Origin of the sequence: Ktedonobacter racemifer DSM 44963, from assembly GCF_000178855.1 — a bacterium.
In the GTDB taxonomy this organism is placed as follows: Bacteria; Chloroflexota; Ktedonobacteria; order Ktedonobacterales; family Ktedonobacteraceae; genus Ktedonobacter; species Ktedonobacter racemifer.
This window is the reverse complement of sequence record NZ_ADVG01000001.1, coordinates 1-19,777: the sequence shown is the minus strand read 5'-3', so window position 1 is coordinate 19,777 and position 19,777 is coordinate 1. Positions and strand designations below refer to the sequence as shown.

Here is a 19,777-nt window from a genome sequence, read left to right as displayed (position 1 = left end):
TTCCCCTCCCGATAGACAAAGAGAAGTGGACGGGTTTAGATGGCGATCCGTCCCCCATCAACGGGAAGGGTCGCTCCGTGGACAAAGTCCGCCTCATCACTGGCAAGGTACACGGCTGCCGCTGCGATCTCGGATGCCTGGGCGACCCTCTTGGCAGGCAGGGCAGCAGCTAACTGATTCAGTCCTTCCGCCATACCCTCTGTTGCGGGCGTATACGTCGGGCCTGGAGCGATCGCATTGACATTGACCCCCCTGGGTCCAAGCTCGGTGGCCCAGGCCTTAGTCAACAGCGTCAGTGCCGCTTTCGTCGAGCCATAGAGCGACATCGCTGGCTCCCCAACGTGGGCGACCATGGTCGTGATGTTGATGACCTTGCCTGAACCGCGCTCAGCCATCTGAGGGGCTAAGGCGGCAGTCAGGTAAAATGGCCCTTTCACATTGATCGCGTAGGTGGCGTCAAAGGTGGCTTCATCCACCTGCTCTAAGGGAGCAAAGGAGAAGATCCCTGCATTATTGACCAGGATATCGATCGACCCGAACACGGCTGTCGCCTCTTTGGCTAAGCGGCGTACCCCCTCCACCGATGCCTGATCGGCGGCGAGAAAGGTCGCCTGACCTCCTCTGGCCCGGATGGCATCCACCACCGCCTGTCCACGCTGCGCGTTTCGACCACTGACCACCACACGTGCCCCTTCCCGGGCAAAGGCTTCGGCAATCGCTTGCCCTATCCCCGAGGTACTCCCCGTCACCAAAGCCGTTTTTCCCTGTAAGCGCATAGTTGTTTCCTTTTCTAGCATCTATTTCTTGTAATGCTTTAATAGTCTCTATCTCATCTCATCCTGCTACAAATGCAGTACGAAGTCGTGACAACGAACGATAAAAGTAGGTCTTGGCCCTGTTCTCTGGCATTTTGCTGTCTCCCTGCCTCCAAAACACGTGGTCTGCTTGCTCTCCACTCGTACATTTGCTACGATACATTGGAGTTGAGGCAAAATCCTTATGAAGCCAGGCTAGAAGTGGCTTGAGCTATTCCTATGCCAAATCGCGCAAAACGGCTCTACAAGCTGATTGTTGACCATTTTATCTAAAACTCCAAATGATAGAGGCGGAATGTCAAAGGGAGTGCCTGCAAGCACGTGAGAGTTCCCCAGGCACTTCTCTGTCACTGTGGACTCACATGGAGTGCATTCGACAGGACTCAGTATACTGGGAGAGGTCGAGGAAAGCAGTACCCAACCGTCCCATTTCCTGTCCCATTTCCTGTCCCTTCCTGCAGTCCTTGAAAGGTATCTATTCATGAGTTGGCCCTTGCACGGGGAGCCAGATTATGTCTTCTATGTTGAACGCAGCTTTTCGGGGTTCGTTTGTTAGATTGCTCATGCTTTCCAGCCTCATCATCAAAAGTGCGGATGAGCCCAGTTTTGTGCTTCTGACTCTTTCGTTTGCGTCTTTTTTCTTGGGCTTCCCTATTCCCCTTCTACCAGTTGCAATCCTGAACTGTTGGCACGATCGATCTCTTGTTGCTCATGAATGGCAAGTACTATCATATGTCTCTCCTGTACTGTCATCAGAAACCTCTTTTGACCATTTCTCAGTGTAGAAGAGTGTATGAAAAATGTCATAGCCCAAAGGGCTAATGACAGCGAAAGAAGCGTATACAACAAAAGTCGTAGTAAGGCCTCGAGAATGTTTCTATAGACATATCCGAAATGCTCTTTATGTCGGTGGCTCAAGCACTACGCAGGGTGTAAAGATATATCCGAACTGTATATGTAGGCATGAAGTTTCTGGCGCAGGAGCAACTTCGCACGATAGAAGCGTGCCTTCACGGTTGCTGTTGGTATATTGAGCACTTTCCCAATTTCAGAAAAGGACGGCTGATAGACATAGCGCAGCCAGACAACAGCACGAAACTTAGGAGGGAGAGAGGCAATCGCCTCTTGTAAAACCAACTGCATCTCACACCGTTCTGCCATTGCTTCCGGCAAAGGATCCTGATCGAGAATTTCGAGCAAGAACTCCTGACCGTCATGAGCCTCCTCATAGAATCCCACTTGCGAAAAGGGAAGGGCATAGCAGTGTCGACGTCGTATTTCATCAACACACCTATTGCGCGCCACTCGAAAGAGCCAGGGTTTGAGGGGCCGATTTTTATCCAGGAGAGGCAGTGATGTAAAGAAACACAACAAGACATGCTGCAAAACATCCCACGCCTGGTCATAATCGCCGACCATACTATAAATAAAATTGAAGAGCGGTCTCTTGTAACGCTGGACCATAGTTTCAAAGGCCAGTTGATCGCCGGTCAGAGCCTGCTGCGCCAAAACCGCATCTGGCACATCTAGAGATGAAGTTGTAAAGCAATATCGTTCTTCAAGAAGAGAGCTGTTCATCTTCTATTTCCTTGCTGATTGCAGAAAAGATGCGTAGCAACGTACAAATATGCATTTACCTTTCAGATAAGTGCTTCATGTACATATTACATCTTTATGACATGATGTCCTTTCTAAAGGACATAGGTAATCTCACCTGATTGCTAAGGATGAGTTGGTAAGTTCCTGTCCACCACTTTGGGAGAGAAGGGTAAGAAAAACTTCAGCCACTTGGGGGTCGTAAGCACTACCTGCACAACGCTGAATTTCTACCCGGGCCTCGGCTGAAGAGAGAGCTGGCCGGTAGGGTCTCTGCTCCGCCATTGCAGTGCAGGAATCTACGACAGCCAGAATACGTGCCTGCAAGGGAATAGCCTTTCCCACGAGTCCATAGGGATATCCATGCCCATCCCAGCGTTCATGATGAGCCAGTACAAACGGGGCAATAGATGGCCAGATTCCGCCCGCCTTCTCTAGCATACGAGCGCCAATTATTGGATGGAGGCGCATGATTATCCATTCCTGCTCCGAGAGGGAGCCAGGCTTATTGAGGAGAGCAGAGGGAATGGCAATTTTTTCCAATATCATGCATCAGAGCAGCTAAGCCAAGCAGATATATCTCTTCTTCACTTTGCTGTAATTGGCGTGCCACTGCTTGCGCCAGAAACTTCACCTGCTGAGCGTGTCCAGCCAGAGTATGCTGATACCAATGAAACGCATTAGGAGAAACAGTTTGTCTCTGGAGTCGTATCCCACTAGGAGGTACTGGAGTAGTAAGCATGTGCATGATGTGGCTTTCCTTTCTTCTTCACACGTAAATTTGACTTCCCTCACATGTCGGAGTACAATCTCGTCTGGCGTCGCGATAGGCGCTCTCCTCTGGTGGACGCATTCCTTCGTGTGGTCCAAGAAGTTCTGCCTCAAGAAGCGAGAGAAGAAATGGTAAAGTAAAGGCAAGTGAACCGCACCACAGGAGGGGATATGCTTAGCAGGCACCTTGCCTAAACCTACCTTGAAGCCGTGAGGAGAGCACCTTTCTTGCCAGCCACCGGGGTTCCACGTACTAACCTCAGTCCTTGTTCTGGTCGATGACCGTCTGCAAGAAGCCCCAGTAGTATTGCCATCCAGTTAGTTGTCCATTATGCTCCTCCTGTGGGCCCAAAGCGTTCGGTCCTAATGCGCGCGGCATCGTATCCCAGAGTGACGAGATGGGTCGCGACAGTTTCGACGAACGACGTTGGGCCGCAGATATAGATCAACGGGTTGTGCTCTGGAGGCCAGGCCACCTCGCGCAACATCTGAGCATCGATCCGTCGGCGATAGCCCGTCCATCCTGACGGTTGCTCACGGGTCAGCGTATACGCGACCTCCAGCCCGGTTGTGCCCTTTGCCAGGCGGTTGAGTTCGTCACGGTAGATCACGTCCGCCTCTGACTGTGAAGAATAGAGCAGGCGAGTCGCAACGGTACTTCCCACGGCAGCGCGGTGGCGAATCATCGCCATGAGCGGCACGATGCCTGATCCCCCGGCTATCAGCAAGAGGGGGCCACCCATCTGCTCCTCCCAGACGAAGTATCCCCCAATCGGGCCGCGCAGTTCCAGTTGGTCACCGACACGGAGCTCACCCGTGAGGTAGGGGGACACTTCCCCCTCATCGAGCCGTTCGACGGTGAGCGTCACATGTGGTTCCTGCTCTGGAGCAGACGCGATCGAATAGCTGCGCTCGGCCCGGTAGCCGTCTTCAGCCGTGAGTCGTATATCCACGTGCTGTCCCGGCCGATGCCCGTTCCAGTGCGGGACGGCGAGCGTGATGCTCTTCGCCCGCGCTGTTTCTTCCCGCGTCACAACCACCTTGCCGAGCTGCCAGCTTAGTCGCCCTGGTACCGTTCTTCGTTCCATGGATCACCGTGATTGTGATAGCCAAGCGACTCCCAGAAGCCCGGTTCATCCTGATCGACCAACCGCAGACCCCGGACCCACTTGGCGCTCTTCCAGAAATAGAGGTGGGGAACCAGCAGGCGTGCTGGGCCGCCGTGTTGGGGGTCCAGGGGCTGGCCTTCATAGGTATCGACCACCCACGCCTTTCCACCCAGGACGTCTTCCAGAGGCAGGTTGGTGGTATAGCCACCATCACAGAACGCTATGACAAACCTGGCGCTGGTGGTAACTCGTGAGAGCAGTGTATCGAGGGAGACCCCCTCCCAGTGAGTATCCAGCTTTGACCACTTGGTGACACAGTGGATATCCTGCGTCACCGCTTCACGGGGCAGGGCGCGAAAGTCGTCCCAGGTCCAGCGTAGCGGCTGATCGACTTCCCCCTGAATGGTGAAATCCCAGGTGACCAGGGATGTATGGGGAGTTGGCCCTGCCGACAACACGGGAAAGCCGTGCTCAAGATGTTGCCCTGGTGGAATGCGTGCGCTCAGTTCATTCTCCTGGCGCCGACCATGAAATCCTCGTGAAAAAAAACCTTGGCTCATTGTTTTTCCTTCTCTGTTCAGAACATATTCAAATGTACTCAAGCCCTTCCTGAAAAAGAAGCCCGCATGCCTTTGTGAAGGCCTCTTCTCAGGACACCAGGAGGAAGATGAACCACTCTTCCCCCGTTGTGCTTCAGGCGGTGGGATGTAACTGGTTTTGCCTCTCGCTTCTCGGCGAATCTCCATCCAGGCTCCGCCATACCTCATGCCTCTCTGGAGAGGCGTGGGTCTGCTCCATGAACGTGCTTAACTGAAGCGACCGCTCACATAGCTCTCTGTTTCTGGCTGTGTTGGATGCTGAAAAAGGTCAGCCGTCTGGCCATGCTCAATCAGCCGACCGCTGAGAAAGAAACCCGTAAACTGCGCAATGCGTGCCGCCTGCTGCATATTATGTGTCACAATGACAATCGTGTAGTACTCGACGAGTTCATTGATCAGCTCCTCAATTTTCAGGGTGGCGATCGGATCAAGTGCCGATGCTGGCTCATCCATCAGCAACACCTCGGGTTTGACAGCGAGTGCACGGGCGAGACACAGGCGCTGCTGCTGTCCACCGGAAAGGCTGAGTGCCGAGCTTTTGAGCCGGTCTTTCACCTCATCCCAGAGCGCCGCATCACGTAAACTCCGCTCAACCTGCTCTTCAATAACTTTTTTAGCATGTCCCTGTACACGGAGCCCATACGCAACATTCTCAAAGATCGATTTGGGAAACGGGTTGGGACGCTGGAACATCATGCCTATTTTTTGACGTAACAAGACCACATCCGTTTTTTTGGCGTAGATATTTTCTCCATCCATCATGGCTTCTCCCTCAAGCCGCGACTGGGGGATCAGATCATTCATACGATTGAGGGTACGTAAGAATGTCGATTTTCCACTCCCCGAGGGCCCGATCAACGCAGTGACCTGACGTTCACGTATGGGCAGAGAGATGTCGAAGAGGGCTTGCTGCGATCCATAATAGAAGTTGGCATGCTTGACCTCAATTTTGCATGGCGCATTGAGGCGAAGATGTTGTTGCGGCGTTCCCTTGCGAAGAGCAAGGTGCAAGGACGCACCAATCTGGTCCTCAGGTTTGCCCTCGGCTTTCCTGCTCTCTAACTCGGCTTCAACCCGCATATACTGAAGGCCAGGATGGCCCTTGCTCTCCATGAAGTTACTCCCCTTTTCCTTTGCTCATATTACCGCCATCATGGCTTGTACAACGTGTATCTCATCCTGGTTGATGGTATGGCCCATAACAAAGCGCGCAGGGGACTGCCGTGCTTCAGCCGGCAGGGGAATGCGCGCCTCCTTTCCGCTTGTGTTGTCTCGGATAAGGATAGGCAGTATAACACGTACATACAAGCTTATCCAATAGGCTTGTATGTACCTCTCTTTAAGTACACAGTTGTTGTTTAGGGGAGGTTAGGCAGTAATTTCTTTAACCTGATCAACAGTCATGGGAGCGTTGTAGATTGGCGAGCCAGGTTGCTGACGGCGTCCACCTTCATGCAGGAAGCCGGTATCAACTGCGGCAAAGCCAATGTCTTCGATCAAGTGGGCGACAACCTCTTTCGCTTCTGAGTCGTCTCCCGCGATGAAGAGAACAAGGCGCTTTTCTGGTATGCTGCTGCCGCCAGTTTGCAGTGTTTCGAAATACATGGTGTTGAAGGCTTTGACGAGGCGAGCACCTGGCATCAATTTCAAGATCTCTTCACTGGATGTGGTATCTCCCAGTGGAACGGGCTGGAAATTCCCATCTCCATCTGTGGCATAGGCATTGATTGCATCTATGACAATTTTATTTTCAAATAGTTGGGCATTAGGTAGACTGTTACGCTGCGTCCAGCGTATAGCTAGCAAGATGACCTCACCAAATTTAATAGCATCTTCAACGGTAGCTGCTTTGGCGTTTGGGCCGATTTCCGCAACCAGTTGCTTCAGCGACTCCGGTCCTTTGGTATTGCTGATAGCTACTTGATGTCCCGCCTGAGCAAACAATTTTGCTACAGTGGTGCCAATGTTTCCAGCTCCGATAATACCTATGTTCATTGTTCTTACGCTCCTTTTGACGTCTGGATATTCTAACTCGTTGCACATTCCGTGGGAAGAAGAGTCCTCTTCTTCCCACGGTAAAATATAAAAGTTATTCGTTGCTATTCCATTGTTGAGTGATGAAGGCGAGAGCCATCTCGGTCACTTCCTGCCAGCCATTATCTATTTGGACTTCGCTTCCGATGGTCTTGCGGCCAAAAAACAATCACTCTCATCAGAAATTTCCTTGATTCAATAAGCTGTATCTCCTTCGGTTAGTTTCTCTGCTCCCCAAACACATTAGCCACTCGCCTTCTGCTTGTCTATCTGCTATGATAGGGGCCAAAACATCAAAGGGAGGGCCTGGAAGCACATGAGAGGCCTCCTGGCCCTCCTATGTCAATGGTGACTCGCATGAAGTGTCAACGGTGACTCGCATGGAGCACATCCGACAGAAATCAGTATACTGGCAGAGGTCGAGGAAAGCAGTACCCAACCGTCCCATTTCCTGTCCCATTTCCTGTCCCTTCCTGCAGTTCTTGAAAGGTATCTATTCATGAGTTGGCCCTTGTACGGGGAGCTAGATTATGTCTTCGGCCAGAGGATGCTGGCCCTGCGGACCAGCATTGGGCTGACACAGGAGGGCCTGGCGGCGGCCTTGGGCATCACGCGCAAAACCATTGGCCGCTGGGAGGCAGGTGAGATGTACCCCAAAGCCGCTCACCTGCAAGCCCTGCTGGCGTTCGCCCTGCAGCAAGGCGCATTTGCAGCTGGGCAGGAGGAAGAGGAAATTCGAGCTTTCTGGAGCGCGGCTCGCCAGAAGGTGCTGCTCGATGAGACGTGGCTGCATGAGCTACTCAGAAAGCCTACTCCTCCCCGCCAGCCAGCACCAGGAGAGCAGCACCGTGCTGCAGAGCAGCTTAGTGCTTCCCCCATTAGCACTGAGCCGCGGGTGGATTGGGGAGAGGCGCTCGATGTCCACAGCTTCTATGGACGAACGGCTGAACTGGCCTTGCTCTGCCAGTGGATCGGAGAGGAACGCTGCCGGGTGGTCAGTGTGCTGGGCATGGGCGGCATTGGCAAGTCGGCGCTGGCCATTACGGTGATGCACCAGGTGGCCAGGCACTTCGACGTGGTGATCTGGCGTTCCCTACGTGATAGTCCCACCTGTGCCACGCTGGTGCAAAGCTGCTTACAGATCCTTGATTCACAAGCGCAGCCAGAAGTGCGGGACCCCCTGGAAGAATGTCTTCGTCGGCTGATGGAGCAACTGCGCGCTCGGCGGGTCCTCCTGGTGCTGGACAATGTAGAGGTCCTCTTAGAGGAGGGGACGAGTACCGGTCGCATGCATGCAGACGCACAAGAGTATGCCCGACTCCTTCGCCTTCTGGGGGAAACCAGACACCAGAGTTGCCTGCTGTTGACCAGCCGGGAGAAACCGGCGGACCTCGTGCCATTGGAAGGCAACCGCTCGCCAGTACGTGCTTTGCGTCTGGCTGGACTGGACGATCTGGCGGGTACGCAGATCCTGACAGAGAAAGAGGTAGTGGGTTCCCAGCAAAATCTGGTGCGCCTGGTCGAGGTGTACCAGGGCAACCCCTTGGCCTTAAAGATCGTGGCGCAGACCATCGTGGAGCTCTTCGGGGGCGAGGTTATCCCGTTTTTGAGGCAAGGCGAGGCGGTCTTTGGAGGGGTGCGAGCACTGCTGGACGAGCAATATGCCCGCCTCTCGGCGCTCGAGCAGACCGTGTTGTGCTGGCTGGCCATTCTGCGCGAGCCGGTGAGCCTGGAGGACCTCCTCTGCGTGCTGGTGGCCCCGCTTGCGCCTCGGCAGCTGTTGGAAGCCGTGGATGCGCTGCGCCGACGTAGTCTCATCGAGCGGGGGCAACGGGCTGGCAGCTTTACTTTGCAGTCGGTGGTGCTGGAGTTCGTGACCGACCGGCTGGTCACCACGGCCACACAGGAGATCAAGCACAGGCGGCTCCGGCTTTTGCGTGAGCATGGACTCTCGCAAGCCCAGGCCAAGGAGTATGTGCGGCAGACGCAGGAGCGGTTGCTGCTCACTCCCCTGCTGGATTGCCTCAAGAGCGTGTACCGGGGGCGAGCCGAGGCGGAGGAGCGCTTGTACGAACTGCTTTCGACGGTGCGCGCCTGGGATGAACAGGCCCAGGGATATGGCCCGGCGAACCTGGTGGCGCTGCTGCGGCTGCTGCGCGGGGACCTGCGTGGGCTGGATCTCTCGCAGCTGGCCCTGCGCGGCGTGCATCTGCAAGACGTCGAGATGCAAGATGCGACTCTTGCCGGGTCGCATCTCCAGGAGAGCGTCTTTCGGGAGACCTTCGATGCCATCACCGCAGTCGCCACCAGCAAGAGCGACCAGTACTGGGCCGCCGCTAGTGGGCGCGGGGAAGTGCGGGTGTGGCGCGAGGCAGGCCAGACCCTGCACCTGGTCTGGTCGGCACATGCGGACAGTGTCTGGGCCCTTGCCTTCAGCCCGGACGAACGCCAGCTCGCCAGCGCGAGCTCGGATGGGACCGTCAAGCTGTGGGACGTCGAAAGCCGTGCCTTGCTCTGGTCGGGCCGGCATACCAGTGCCATCGTCGGCCTGGCCTTTTCCCCTGATGGAGACCTGCTCGCCAGTGGGGGACATGATGCCAGCATCCGGGTCTGGGACCCGAAGCTGGGCACTCCCCTCCAGGACGTGCCCCATCCCGGTGCGGTCTTCGCGCTGGCCTGGAGTCCCGATGGGCGCAGGCTCGCCAGTAGCGGCTCGGATGGACACATTCAACTCTGGAAGAGGCAACCGACTGGACTGGCTTACGACAGACAGACCCTCGCTGGGCATACCCACTGGGTGCGGGGACTTGCCTTTTCCCCCGACGGCAGCGTCCTGGCCAGCGCGGGCTGGGATGGGAACGTCAATCTGTGGGAACTTGCCAGCGGACGCTGTGCCCAAACGCTTAAGGGGCATACCCAGCGGGTGCATTGCGTGGCCTGGAGTGCGGATGGAGCCACGCTGGCCAGTGGCTGCTTTGACCACGCGATCCGCCTGTGGGATGTCCAGGAGGGCCGCTCTCGAGTGGTACTCTCGGGCCATGGCGCCGCAGTGCACAGCCTGGCCTTCACGTCCGACAGCCGCCACCTGCTCAGTGGCAGTGACGATGGCACGCTGCGGCTGTGGGAGGTGGAGCGTGGGCAGTGCGTGCGCGTCCTGCAGGGCTACGCAGCCTCCCTCCACGACCTCGCCTGGAGTCCGGATGGCACCCAGCTCGTCAGTGGCGGCACGGATACGCACGTCACGGTCTGGGAGGTAGCCAGTGGGATGCCGCGAGGCGTGTTGCGCGGCCATAGCAGGACCGTGTACGGCGTCGCGTGGAGTCCCGATGGACGATTGCTCGCCAGCTGTGGGTGGGATCATGCCATCCGCAACTGGCACCCAACCACCGGGGCCTGTGTGCAGATCCTGGGGGGCCTTGACCACTCCGACACCGTCTTCTCCGGTGTGGCCTGGAGTCCGGACGGGGAGCGCCTGGCGAGCGGAACGCTTCTGCAAGGCGTGCTGGTGTGGGACGGGAAAGCGCGCTCCCCACGCTGGCTGAGCCGACAGTTCCCTCCCTGGATCCGTCGCGTGGCCTGGAGCCCGGACGGGACGCGGTTGGTCGGCGGGGGCGGTGATGGGCACGTGTATGTGTGGGATGCTTCTGATGGCACGCTGCTCCAGCGACTGTCGGGGCATCAGGGAGCAGTCACGAGCGTAGCCTGGAGCCCCAATGGCTCCCGCTTGGCCTCGGGCTCAGGCAGCAACGATAGGGGCGAGGGGTTTGTATGGGATGCGCAGAGGGGGGAGCGTGTGTTCGCCCTGGCAGGGCATCCAGGGGTGGTCTCTGCGGTAGCCTGGAGCCCGTGCGGGAAGAGGTTGATCAGTGGAGGCAGTGACGGCAAGGTGCGCTGGTGGGAGATCCAGAGTGAACAGTGTGTGCAGGTGCAAGAGGGGCATCAGGGAGCAGTGCACGCGCTCAAGGTGAGTCCCGATGGAGGCAGGCTGGCGAGCTGTGGTGATGATGGCGCGATTGTGCTCTGGGACCTCGAACGAGGCAAGCCTCTGCGCACGCTGCGACGGGATCGCCCCTACGAACGACTCACTATCACGGGCATCCGGGGGCTCTCCGACGCACAAAAGGCGTCGCTGCACGCGTTGGGAGCGGTCGAAGAAATATCTAGTGGCGAGTACATGCGTGCTCTTTTTGGTGAAAGAGAAGTACCTTTATGATCTTTACGAAAATAGGCAAGAGCATTGTGAATCAGACAGCTTGCATCGGATCACCCACTTGAACCCCTTTTTCCAACTGGTCAAGTCCGCGGTTTTGGCATTTTCTCGAACTTGCTCTTCCTGCAGATACAGAACCATTTCCCTTCGATCTACCTGGTAAATAAGGTATGGGATAATGTAAGAAAGGCTCTGGGACATTTTCGGTGTGCCTGCTTGACTTTGTGGAGTTACCGATCAGGCATCGGGGATGTAGGGAATCAACCCTTTACGGAATGCTGCCTCCTGGAACTCCCTGGGTGCTTGGCGCACATCGATGATGAGTCCATTCACCTCAAGCATCCAGATCAAAGGGTTCTTGTCCACCATGGAGGGGATCGACCAATCCGGGTCCATGGGATACATGCCCAACAGGTCACGGATCTGTTTGGATTTCGCCTGCATCGTGCTCGAACTGGGATGTGTCAGAACTGAGAACCCAGGGAACTAATAACAGTGTTGGCCACTTCTGGCCCAACCCTTATCTGTTAGGCCACCTTCACCAGAGTCTGTAGAGCCACTAATCGCTGACGAAATATCTCGCGTTGTTGTTGTAGGGAGACAGGTTGCTTCATGGCCGTACGAATCCGGAAAAATTGACGCACTTCATCAAAGGCCCGACAGAAGCGCGCTGCCGATGTGAAGCTTCCAAACCCACGCATGGGGTAGTAACGCTGTTTGATGCCACGGTGGTCTTGCTCTAATCGATTGTTGAGGTAATGGTTCCATCGATGGAGAACATCCTTGCCAAGGATCTCGCGAATCGCACGTGGATACGAACGGCGCCCATCTGTCGTCACTTGCTCTGGAGCCTGGCCAACTGTCTGGAGGGCCTGCTGGAAAAAGCGCTTTGCGGCGTTCATATCTCGCTTTTGACTGAGCATGGAATCAACCAGATTACCATCCTGATCAATGGCACGATACAAATAGCACCACTTTCCTTGGACTCTCACATAGGTTTCGTCCACATGCCAGGAGATCCCAGCCTGACCACGTCGTTTTGCTCGTAATTGATCTGCGATCAAGGGAGCAAAACGCGCCTCCCAATCTCGAACCGCCTCGTGAGTAAACGCAAAACCACGTTCCAGGAACATCTCAGCAAGATCACGTAAACTCAGCTTATAACGGAGTCGATAGAAAACGACGAGCAAGACGATATCCGTAGGATATTCGAGGTAGTTAAAAGGAGTTCCCGTTCGCTCATTGAACATTCGTTGGCATTGTTGGCACCGATAGGTCCGATAGCCAAGGGAGGTTTTCTTACAGCGTTGCTTGGTTGCCAACGATAAGCAATACGGACAGTTCATGGTTACTTCTCTGAGGTGTTCTCGATGGCTGTCAGTGTATCACAAGAAGAGCCCTCAAACCAGACTGAGCTCTCAGTTCTGACGCTTCCATATCATCCATATGAGCATCCTCCTCGTGCTTGTCATCGTGTAGGTTCGGGTAAGATGATTGGATCATCTATCTGCTTGGTGCTGGCGTTCACTCGTTTGGGGCAAGGAGGAATTGCTGCCTACGCAACCCGTCCCCCTTACGGAGGCCGTTTTGAAATGGGAACGGCGAAACCCCTCTCCTCAGCTTGCACCTTGGAGGTAACGTTGGCTTCCCTTGCATTCCTCTTCATATTGTACCGCAGGCGCTTTATTGTACCTTCAGGCGCTGAGAGAGACCTGGTTGTTCTTGGTTATGGACACCGCAGGCGCGTTCTTGTCCGCAGGTGGTGTTCGCATTTGTTGGTGCTCCAGCTGGAAGGATGGTGTCCCCGGATACAATGAGTTGCGAGGTCGACACCATACCGAGTTGTGTGTAAAGAAGGTTTCCAGTGCTCAAGGGAGAGAGGAGGCGCCAGGTGGTGTGTTTGGTCGAGGTTGGCCGTTGTGGAGGGTATGTCTATGTGAGTAAAGCATGCGATATCGTATAGATTTCTGTGGAATGGGGCAGGCAGCGGGTTGTGCCTGAGCCATGAGAGGACAGAGCCGAGCATGCGGCGTCAGGGGATTCTGTCTGACCCGTCCCCGACCCGTCCTCAACACGCCCCCGACACATCCCTCATGCCCTCTCCCGCCTGCTGACGCCTGGCTGATGCTTTCTTTCGCTGTCTAATGCTCACTCATGCCTGGTCTTCCGCCGCCTCCTGCCGCCTGATGCTGCTTAACGCTGTCTAACGTCTTCTCCCGCCTGCCTGAATGCCTTTGGAGGAAGGATGGGAGATCAACCGGCAAGCGTGGGTGTACCAGAGTGGGTGAGGGTGCGTGCAGAGCGGAGTGAAGTCATGTGGCGGGAGAGAGAGAACCAAAGGGGGTACCATGTGGAGAACTCGAAGGGTGTCTCTCCAGGAAAGTTCGTGCGAGGGGAGAGGTTGGGGGTGGTGTGCCTGTGCTTGCCTTGGGACTGGAGGCAAAGCGTCCCCTGGGGAAAGTGGCAACTGGTTGCCAGTGAGTGGTCCCCCGTGTGGCGGCTCTATTTCCTGTAGTCATAGTAGGGAAAAGTGGCACCTGGTTGCCAGTGGGTGTCGTTCTGGAGGTTGGGTGTGGAAACGAGGTTTCCAGAGAGAGGGAGGAGGGAAGAGGGATGGCACGGCAGCAGTAGACGATTGGGTGGTCCCCCGTGTGGCGTCTCTTGCCTATAGTCATAGCGAGGAAGAAACTGGCAACTGGTTGCCGGTGGGTGGAGCCTGGAGAAGCGGGAGAGGCGAGGCGTCAGGTGGTGATATGGTTGGTCGGAGTTGGTCGTTGTGGGGGGAGAGGGTGTCTGTGAGTGTAAACGCATGCGATATCGTATAGATTTTGAGGTATGGAGGTGGTGGCGAAGGCGGAAGGTTCCCGTTTTACGGAGAGAAAGAAGGGCGACGCGCTTGCTGCCGGCGCCCCCTGGGGAAAAGTGGCAACTGGTTGCCAGTGGGTGTCCTTCTGGAGGTTGGGTGTGGAAACGAGGTTTCCAGTGAGAGGGAGGAGGGAAGAGGGATGGCACGGCGGCAGGAGACGATCGGGCGACCTGGCCTTGCTTTGGAGATAGGGACTGGAGGCAAAGCGTACGCGGGAAAAATGGCAACATGGTGCCAGTGAGTGAAGCCTGGAGAAGCGCTCGAGAGGAGAGGAGTCCACCAGGAGGGGGTGTGGAAACGTGGTTTCCAGCGCTCGAGAATGGTCTGTAGCCAGAGGAGGGAGAGGCTGCTGCTGCTGCTGAGCCTGCATGCGTTCTCTGGATGGATCGTCTGTCTGAGGCAGTGAGGAGCACTGTTCGCCGAGGTGGTAGCCGGCTACCAGGTGCTGGAGGCGGAGGAGCGGGAGGAAGGGCCCAGCTGGCGGGAAGTGGTGGTCTCGGGGGCATGCTCCAAATCTTGGCCGGATGCAGGCATGCGAGCGAGAGCAGGATCCAGGTGCCAGTAGAGCCCTTCCAGGGAGGACTGTTTCGAGGGGAACGTCCATTCCCTCCTAGGGAACGTCAATTCGAGAAACAAGATATCATTGCTAATCAAGATATCATTGCTAATTAAGATATCCTAATCCATTATGCCCCATCCTTCGCATGAAGTCGAACGTACAGGTTGACAAATGCATAGCAGGAGCATAGCAACTTTGTCACATGTGTTTGAGTTTGCGCTGAAAAATGTTGTGTGACAGAAAAGGCATGTGAGGTAAGGACAGAAGGAGTGGCAGCATGGTACAATGCCCAGCATTAACGATAGTATTTCCCTTTCTTGTACTCCATACCTTGGCCGGATGCAGGGATGAGGAAGGGAAAAGGATCCAGGGCATGCACCTGCTGTTTTTCGTGTTCCACCTGGCTGTTGGTCGGTGGTGGAAGGTCGCGTGCTGCCCTGATGGCAGAGAGGAGAACGCGAAGTGCGAAAAAATGTGAAGGTGACGTTGCGAGGTGGGCGAAGGGAACGTGTGGTGATTGTGTGTTGTGGTGTGCTAGTGCTGGTGGGGTTGGTATTGTGGGTGTTGAGCGTGGAGCAGGTGCTGCCTGGGTTCTGGGGGCTGGTGTTACCGGTGGTGTTTACGGGGTTGGGGCTGCTTTTTGGTCTGTTACAGTGGTATATGCAACTGCGTCATTCTTCGAGGGCTGATGAGGAGCAGGGTGAGAGACAGGGTGGGATGGACCTGGGAGTGGATGGATATAAAGGGGCGCTCCTGGTGTGCGCGACGGTGCGCCAGCGTGGAGTCAATCTGTTGCTTGGGCGGGGTTTTCGCCACTGTTCGCCTGAGGTGGCGACGACGATTGGGCGGCAGGCCTGGGAGGAAGAGGAGCTGTGGGCTGGGGTGTTTCCGGCCTTAGCGCCCGGGAACTATACCGTGACCTCGCCGGGGACGACGGAGCGGGTGCAGGTGACGATTTATCCTGGCCAGGTGACCAGGATAGAGTGGCTGTAGGGAGAGGGGGGGGGATGAAGATGAAGAATGTGCTCAAGCGGGCCCGTCAAGAGCGTAGCTATTCGCAGGAGGAGGTTGCGGGCGCATTGGGAGTGGCGGTGACGACGATTAGTCGCTGGGAGAATGGACATGTTGAGCTCAGGGCCTATTATCGGCGCAGGCTGGCGGCGTTGTATGAGAAGAAGCCAGGAGAATTGTTTCCCGCGCTGATGGCGGGAAAGATGATAGATCTTTCCCCGGAGGAGCAGCAACCGGAAGGGCAGGGGGAGCATCGAAATTATCTTCGACGAGAGCGTCGCCTTCGTAATTGGAGCCAGGAGGATCTGGCCCAGAAGGTTGGGGCTGCGCGCGGAAGTATCAGTCGTTGGGAGCAGGGGTATGTCTTGCCGAATAGGCACTACATGTGGGAGTTTTGTCGGGTGTTTGGGATGCGCCGGCGAGACCTGTTTCCCAGCTTAGAGGCTCGCCAGAAGCAGAGCACGACGTTAGCGTCTGCCAGCGTTGATCGGAGCGGAAGAGAGGCGGATGCTGAGTCTCGCAAGAGCGTGGTGAGCATGCCTGTCGAGGGCGTCGCAACACTGGAGGAGGAAGCGTATCGGCTGCAGCTGGAGGAACGTCGCATCGAGGGATTGCGGACCGAACTTGACCTCCAGCGGCAATCACTGGCCAATGCTCAGGGGATTGCGTGTCAGGTACTTCAGTGGATCTATCCTGATCTTGACGAGGAGCTGGTGCTGGCCATGGCACAGCAGATCCCACTCAAGGGGGAGGAGCAGGAGCAAAGCCGTCTGCGGCGAGTGATTGAGGCGAGTGCTCGGTCACGTGATGGCGCAGTGGAGCTTCCTGCCGAGAATATTGCGCCGTTGTTTCGGGAGAGAGGAGCAGGGGGTGCTTGATTGGTCCTGGAGTGCTGTACAAGCGCGTTGGTGTGATATCTACTCCTGCTATTCCCCCCATGAGCAACGATTTTTATCCATGGTAGAGCGTGAAAGAGCGGGTCGCAAGGACTCGCTCTTTTTTTCGGACTCGTGTTCTCAGATATGCGTCAAACGGGACATCTTCTGGTTGAAAAGTATGCTATGAGCATGGGTTTCTTCTTTCTTTATTTCTTTACTTTGAGTATCTATGCTTGAGGAAGTGGACATACAGACAATTGTTGTTAGCCCGAATGAAAGGAGAGAGAAGTGAACCACTCCCTTGAGGAAATTGTGCATGCTGAGAAGCAGTTTCAACAGGCAATGGTGAACAATGATGTACAAGCCCTGGCACGCTTAATACATGATGATCTGGTGTTTATTGATGTCGAGGGAAATGTACAGGGAAAACGCGATGATATCGAAAGTCATGCATCTGGTGCTGTTGTTCAGACTGCCGTGGAGTTTGTCGAAGAACCAGTTATGCAATTATATGGAGAAAGTGCAATTGTTGCAGTAAAAGCTCATGTAAAGGTGCGATTACAGGGAAAACCTCTTGAGGCATTCTGCCGCTATCTGCGTGTATGGCTGTTTCAGGATGAGCGCTGGGCAAATTATCTCGGGAACTGTACGTATCATCTCTTGATTACGACTCATATCATCTGTTTTATTCATAGCGAAGTGCTTCTGCTGGAAAAGTACCTCTTTGCTCAGCCGCATACACAGGCTTTTTCTGGCAGATGAACTACAACACGGCTTTGACCGATAAACCGTCTGACTTATCATTGACCGATATCTTGTCCGGCTGGGACAAACTGGCTGGCAAACCACACGATGGGTGGCGCAGCGGAGCTTCCTGCCGAGAATATTGTGCCGTTGTTTTGGGAGAGAGGAGCAGGAGGAGCGTGATTGGTCCTAGTGAGCTAGACCAGGGCAGAAGCGTTGTTTTATACTCCTGCTATTCCCCCCGCGAGCAAAGAGTTTCATCCATGGTAGAGCGTGAAAGAGCGAGTCCTGGCGACCCGCTCTTTTTTTCGTAGGTCGCGGCGCCGACGAGCATGTTCCAGGCGTGTTTCGTGGGAAAAGGAAAGGAGCAGGTGGGAGAGCAGCAGCAGCGGAGTGTGGTGGGCGGTGTGAGCCAGGCGTAGAGAGAGGACGGCCTGTGATGGTGAGCAGTAGGGCTAAGACTGTTGCCTGGGGTGGGCCGCCTGGCGGAAGGCATCTCGCATCGCCTCATCCTGTTGGGATGGTGGTTCTTGCTGAAGCGGGAGGACCAGATTGCGAAGATCGGCCATCAATGAAGGTTGTCCTAAGAGCTGCTCTTTATCAATACGCCAGTGCTGAAGCATCGTGACGTGTATTTTGCGTCATTTGTTGAACTTAGTGCGAACTGTGACTGTTGGCCATGTCACAGTCGCGCGGATGGTTGCTTGGGTATGGAATCCGTTGGTACCAACGGATTCCATACATAAAGGAAAGTATCATTCATTCCCTTCACAAAGCGGGTCATTCATGTGCCTTCACGAAGAACATGGTGGCAGCGGCAAGGGGCAGCGAAACATGCGAGGACTGCAAACAAAACAACATAACTGTTGTGCGTTTGTTCTAAAATGAGCCCCGCTACCAGGGGACCCAGGACCATGGGTAAAAAGATGCATGTATTCATCCACCCCAGATCCCGTGCAGCATCCTCTTGCGCTGGAAGAATTTGCGTCACGAGTGCCAGATCGCTACTCAAGAATATTGCCATGCTCAAACCAAACAGAATTGCAAGCAGAGGGATACCTGACCAGTTCCTTGTAAGCATAAAGAGAAGCAGAGTGACCATGACGGAGAGCGAACCGGCAATGACAAAAATTTTGCGTTTTTGTAGGTGATCTGAAAGCCATCCAGCCGCAAACGAGCCAATGAGCAAGCTCGCGGTAAACAAGAGAAAGAATATCTGTAAACCTGTGCTCAGTGGTTGGCCACTTGTTTGCGGATACTTGATATCGAGTAAGAAAAATGCTAAGTAATTTAAGGTTGTTGTGAATGACAGGAACAAGAAGAGCCGGGATATCCACGTTAGTACGAAGTCACGGGTGAGGCGCAAGCGTTTGCTCGTACGTTGTTGCTGAACATGATCGGGAGCGAGTTGTGCATGGTCTTGATGGAATGCCTTTTCCTGACAAGAGAACAGAAAGACGATAAGAAACATGATCGAGGCTTCCAGGAGCAATAGATAGGCGGAGGATAGATTTGTGTGCGCCCCCAATGCTTGCCCGAATACATTTCCCACCATAGGGGCCATGCCAGCCAATCCAGACGTGATGGCACGCCTGCGAATAGGGACCCCAGGTAGGAAGGCACTAAGCGCAGCCATGATAACCCCGACACCAAATTGAGATACAACAATTCCGGTGGTAAGTAAGCCAATGGTATGAGCCTGACTTGCGAGCAAGAGGCCAACCGAGAGAAATACGGAGCCAATGAGCATCCAGAGACGATAGTTTCGTGTGCCCCATGAAGAGCGATCAATCAGCATGCCAGTAAGAGGGTTCGCGAGGACATTTGCCAGCGCGCCGCAGGTGACGACGAGAGAAAATAAAAACGTTTGCTGTTGCGGAGCAATTTTTGTGATGTGCAGCGGCAGAAGAAACGTTATAATCGCCATGCTTGCTGTCCCCATGCTGATATTGGCGATGACATAGGTAACAATCCAGAGCCAGACATTCTGCAACGAATGTGATGCCGTTGTGGGCCGTGCTGTTTGCATTTGCGACAAGGGCGAATTCATAGGTAAATTCAATTCCTTTTTTATGGAAGATAAAATGCACTACTATTTTACCCCAAGGTTGCTTACTTTCTCTCAATTGCATGTTTTTCGATCTGAATAGGCCAGTTTTATGTCTGCAAGAGGGTAGTGTCAACTTGTACGTAGGAACAACCCTATTGATGAGGTAGAAAGTGCCTTCCGTGCATGTGACCATTTATTTAGCCGAAATGGAAGTTTCGAGCCTGACCGTTCAATCAAATAAAGACAAGGAAAAGAACGCTTTTCCCTCATGAATAAACAGTCCGAAGAGAACTCCTTTCACACCTCGTCGATACACAACATTCGGGATGGTATCCCACATGAAGCCATCCTGGATCGTGTGTTTCAAGATGGGGTTCGCCACCTGGCGTATGATCCATTTGCTCGTCTCGCATTAACGATTCACTACTACTGTGGAACGCGGGCGACGGAGACTCTGGACCTTCATCTTTTTTGCGTTCTGGAAGATCAAGATGGTCATGCCTACCTGTTGATTCCACGGGGCAAAGCCAAGCAG

At 54.8% G+C, this 19,777-nt stretch carries 17 protein-coding genes; 5 read left to right on the top strand and 12 right to left on the bottom strand.

Features of this window, described 5'->3' with window-relative positions; translation table 11 throughout:
• Window positions 1-35: 35 nt before the first annotated feature.
• The 7 genes from KRAC_RS00095 to KRAC_RS00065 all read right to left on the bottom strand — a co-directional run bounded on the left by KRAC_RS00095 (window position 36) and on the right by KRAC_RS00065 (window position 6,933).
• Window positions 36-776 (bottom strand): SDR family NAD(P)-dependent oxidoreductase, encoded by a 741-nt coding sequence (locus tag KRAC_RS00095; protein ID WP_007903519.1) that lies wholly within the window; start codon window positions 774-776, stop codon window positions 36-38.
• Window positions 777-1,736: 960 nt separating this feature from the next.
• Window positions 1,737-2,393, bottom strand: coding sequence for an RNA polymerase sigma factor (locus KRAC_RS00090; protein ID WP_007903517.1), 657 nt, complete (start codon window positions 2,391-2,393; stop codon window positions 1,737-1,739).
• A 132-nt stretch (window positions 2,394-2,525) separates the two neighbouring features.
• Window positions 2,526-2,960 carry an HD-GYP domain-containing protein gene (locus tag KRAC_RS00085; protein ID WP_052567807.1) on the bottom strand — a complete coding sequence of 145 codons (435 nt, stop codon included), beginning with the start codon at window positions 2,958-2,960 and terminating at the stop codon, window positions 2,526-2,528.
• A 551-nt stretch (window positions 2,961-3,511) separates the two neighbouring features.
• Window positions 3,512-4,270, bottom strand: coding sequence for a ferredoxin reductase (locus KRAC_RS00080; protein WP_007903509.1), 759 nt, complete (start codon window positions 4,268-4,270; stop codon window positions 3,512-3,514).
• Window positions 4,240-4,851, bottom strand: a complete 612-nt coding sequence (locus KRAC_RS00075) for a sulfite oxidase-like oxidoreductase (RefSeq protein ID WP_007903507.1) — start codon at window positions 4,849-4,851, stop codon at window positions 4,240-4,242. The genes KRAC_RS00080 and KRAC_RS00075 overlap by 31 nt, the downstream gene beginning before the upstream one ends.
• Before the next feature lie 246 nt (window positions 4,852-5,097).
• A complete protein-coding gene (pstB, locus tag KRAC_RS00070; protein ID WP_007903506.1) occupies window positions 5,098-6,003 on the bottom strand; it encodes a phosphate ABC transporter ATP-binding protein PstB in 906 nt (301 codons plus the stop codon).
• A 255-nt stretch (window positions 6,004-6,258) separates the two neighbouring features.
• Entirely contained in the window at window positions 6,259-6,933 is a 675-nt protein-coding gene (locus KRAC_RS00065; protein WP_075164119.1) for an NADPH-dependent F420 reductase, read from the bottom strand.
• A 490-nt stretch (window positions 6,934-7,423) separates the two neighbouring features.
• On the opposite strand from KRAC_RS00065, the gene KRAC_RS00060 reads away from it, so the two are divergent.
• Window positions 7,424-11,137, top strand: a complete 3,714-nt coding sequence (locus KRAC_RS00060) for a WD40 domain-containing protein (protein WP_007903504.1) — start codon at window positions 7,424-7,426, stop codon at window positions 11,135-11,137.
• Between the two features lie 234 nt (window positions 11,138-11,371).
• On the opposite strand, the gene KRAC_RS00050 is transcribed toward KRAC_RS00060, so the two are convergent.
• The 3 genes from KRAC_RS00050 to KRAC_RS70485 form a co-directional block, all read right to left on the bottom strand.
• Window positions 11,372-11,578, bottom strand: a complete 207-nt coding sequence (locus KRAC_RS00050; RefSeq protein WP_244421903.1) for a hypothetical protein — start codon at window positions 11,576-11,578, stop codon at window positions 11,372-11,374.
• Between the two features lie 83 nt (window positions 11,579-11,661).
• Entirely contained in the window at window positions 11,662-12,480 is an 819-nt protein-coding gene (locus KRAC_RS00045; protein WP_007903502.1) for an IS6 family transposase, read from the bottom strand.
• A 1,156-nt stretch (window positions 12,481-13,636) separates the two neighbouring features.
• Window positions 13,637-13,945, bottom strand: coding sequence for a hypothetical protein (locus KRAC_RS70485; protein WP_157506234.1), 309 nt, complete (start codon window positions 13,943-13,945; stop codon window positions 13,637-13,639).
• A gap of 1,076 nt (window positions 13,946-15,021) precedes the next feature.
• Between KRAC_RS70485 and KRAC_RS00025 the strand changes: the two genes are divergently transcribed.
• The 3 genes from KRAC_RS00025 to KRAC_RS00015 all read left to right on the top strand — a co-directional run bounded on the left by KRAC_RS00025 (window position 15,022) and on the right by KRAC_RS00015 (window position 17,210).
• Window positions 15,022-15,552, top strand: coding sequence for a hypothetical protein (locus KRAC_RS00025; protein WP_007903494.1), 531 nt, complete (start codon window positions 15,022-15,024; stop codon window positions 15,550-15,552).
• 14 nt (window positions 15,553-15,566) lie between these two features.
• Complete coding sequence (locus KRAC_RS00020; protein ID WP_007903493.1) at window positions 15,567-16,448, top strand: helix-turn-helix transcriptional regulator; 882 nt, start codon at window positions 15,567-15,569, stop codon at window positions 16,446-16,448.
• A gap of 288 nt (window positions 16,449-16,736) precedes the next feature.
• A complete protein-coding gene (locus tag KRAC_RS00015) occupies window positions 16,737-17,210 on the top strand; it encodes a nuclear transport factor 2 family protein (RefSeq protein WP_007903491.1) in 474 nt (157 codons plus the stop codon).
• Between the two features lie 437 nt (window positions 17,211-17,647).
• Here KRAC_RS00015 and KRAC_RS70480 read toward each other — a convergent pair whose 3' ends face one another.
• Both KRAC_RS70480 and KRAC_RS00010 read right to left on the bottom strand, forming a co-directional pair.
• A complete protein-coding gene (locus KRAC_RS70480) occupies window positions 17,648-17,815 on the bottom strand; it encodes a hypothetical protein (RefSeq protein ID WP_157506233.1) in 168 nt (55 codons plus the stop codon).
• A 161-nt stretch (window positions 17,816-17,976) separates the two neighbouring features.
• Window positions 17,977-19,242 carry an MFS transporter gene (locus KRAC_RS00010; RefSeq protein ID WP_007903490.1) on the bottom strand — a complete coding sequence of 422 codons (1,266 nt, stop codon included), beginning with the start codon at window positions 19,240-19,242 and terminating at the stop codon, window positions 17,977-17,979.
• 268 nt (window positions 19,243-19,510) lie between these two features.
• On the opposite strand from KRAC_RS00010, the gene KRAC_RS00005 reads away from it, so the two are divergent.
• A partial coding sequence (locus KRAC_RS00005) for a hypothetical protein (RefSeq protein ID WP_007903489.1) occupies window positions 19,511-19,777 on the top strand: 267 nt, incomplete at its 3' end.

Excerpts from the sequence above, each read along its gene's own strand:
- KRAC_RS00010 (WP_007903490.1), bottom strand. The coding sequence starts at position 19,242 with ATGAATTCGCCCTTGTCGCAAATGCAAACAGCACGGCCCACAACGGCA.
- KRAC_RS00045 (WP_007903502.1), bottom strand. The coding sequence starts at position 12,480 with ATGAACTGTCCGTATTGCTTATCGTTGGCAACCAAGCAACGCTGTAAG.
- KRAC_RS00075 (WP_007903507.1), bottom strand. The coding sequence starts at position 4,851 with ATGAGCCAAGGTTTTTTTTCACGAGGATTTCATGGTCGGCGCCAGGAG.
- pstB (WP_007903506.1), bottom strand. The coding sequence starts at position 6,003 with ATGGAGAGCAAGGGCCATCCTGGCCTTCAGTATATGCGGGTTGAAGCC.
- KRAC_RS00065 (WP_075164119.1), bottom strand. The coding sequence starts at position 6,933 with ATGTGCAACGAGTTAGAATATCCAGACGTCAAAAGGAGCGTAAGAACA.
- KRAC_RS00060 (WP_007903504.1), top strand. The coding sequence starts at position 7,424 with ATGAGTTGGCCCTTGTACGGGGAGCTAGATTATGTCTTCGGCCAGAGG.
- KRAC_RS00020 (WP_007903493.1), top strand. The coding sequence starts at position 15,567 with ATGAAGATGAAGAATGTGCTCAAGCGGGCCCGTCAAGAGCGTAGCTAT.
- KRAC_RS70480 (WP_157506233.1), bottom strand. The coding sequence starts at position 17,815 with ATGCTTCAGCACTGGCGTATTGATAAAGAGCAGCTCTTAGGACAACCT.
- KRAC_RS00080 (WP_007903509.1), bottom strand. The coding sequence starts at position 4,270 with ATGGAACGAAGAACGGTACCAGGGCGACTAAGCTGGCAGCTCGGCAAG.
- KRAC_RS00090 (WP_007903517.1), bottom strand. The coding sequence starts at position 2,393 with ATGAACAGCTCTCTTCTTGAAGAACGATATTGCTTTACAACTTCATCT.
- KRAC_RS00085 (WP_052567807.1), bottom strand. The coding sequence starts at position 2,960 with ATGATATTGGAAAAAATTGCCATTCCCTCTGCTCTCCTCAATAAGCCT.
- KRAC_RS00095 (WP_007903519.1), bottom strand. The coding sequence starts at position 776 with ATGCGCTTACAGGGAAAAACGGCTTTGGTGACGGGGAGTACCTCGGGG.
- KRAC_RS70485 (WP_157506234.1), bottom strand. The coding sequence starts at position 13,945 with ATGCGTTTACACTCACAGACACCCTCTCCCCCCACAACGACCAACTCC.
- KRAC_RS00050 (WP_244421903.1), bottom strand. The coding sequence starts at position 11,578 with ATGCAGGCGAAATCCAAACAGATCCGTGACCTGTTGGGCATGTATCCC.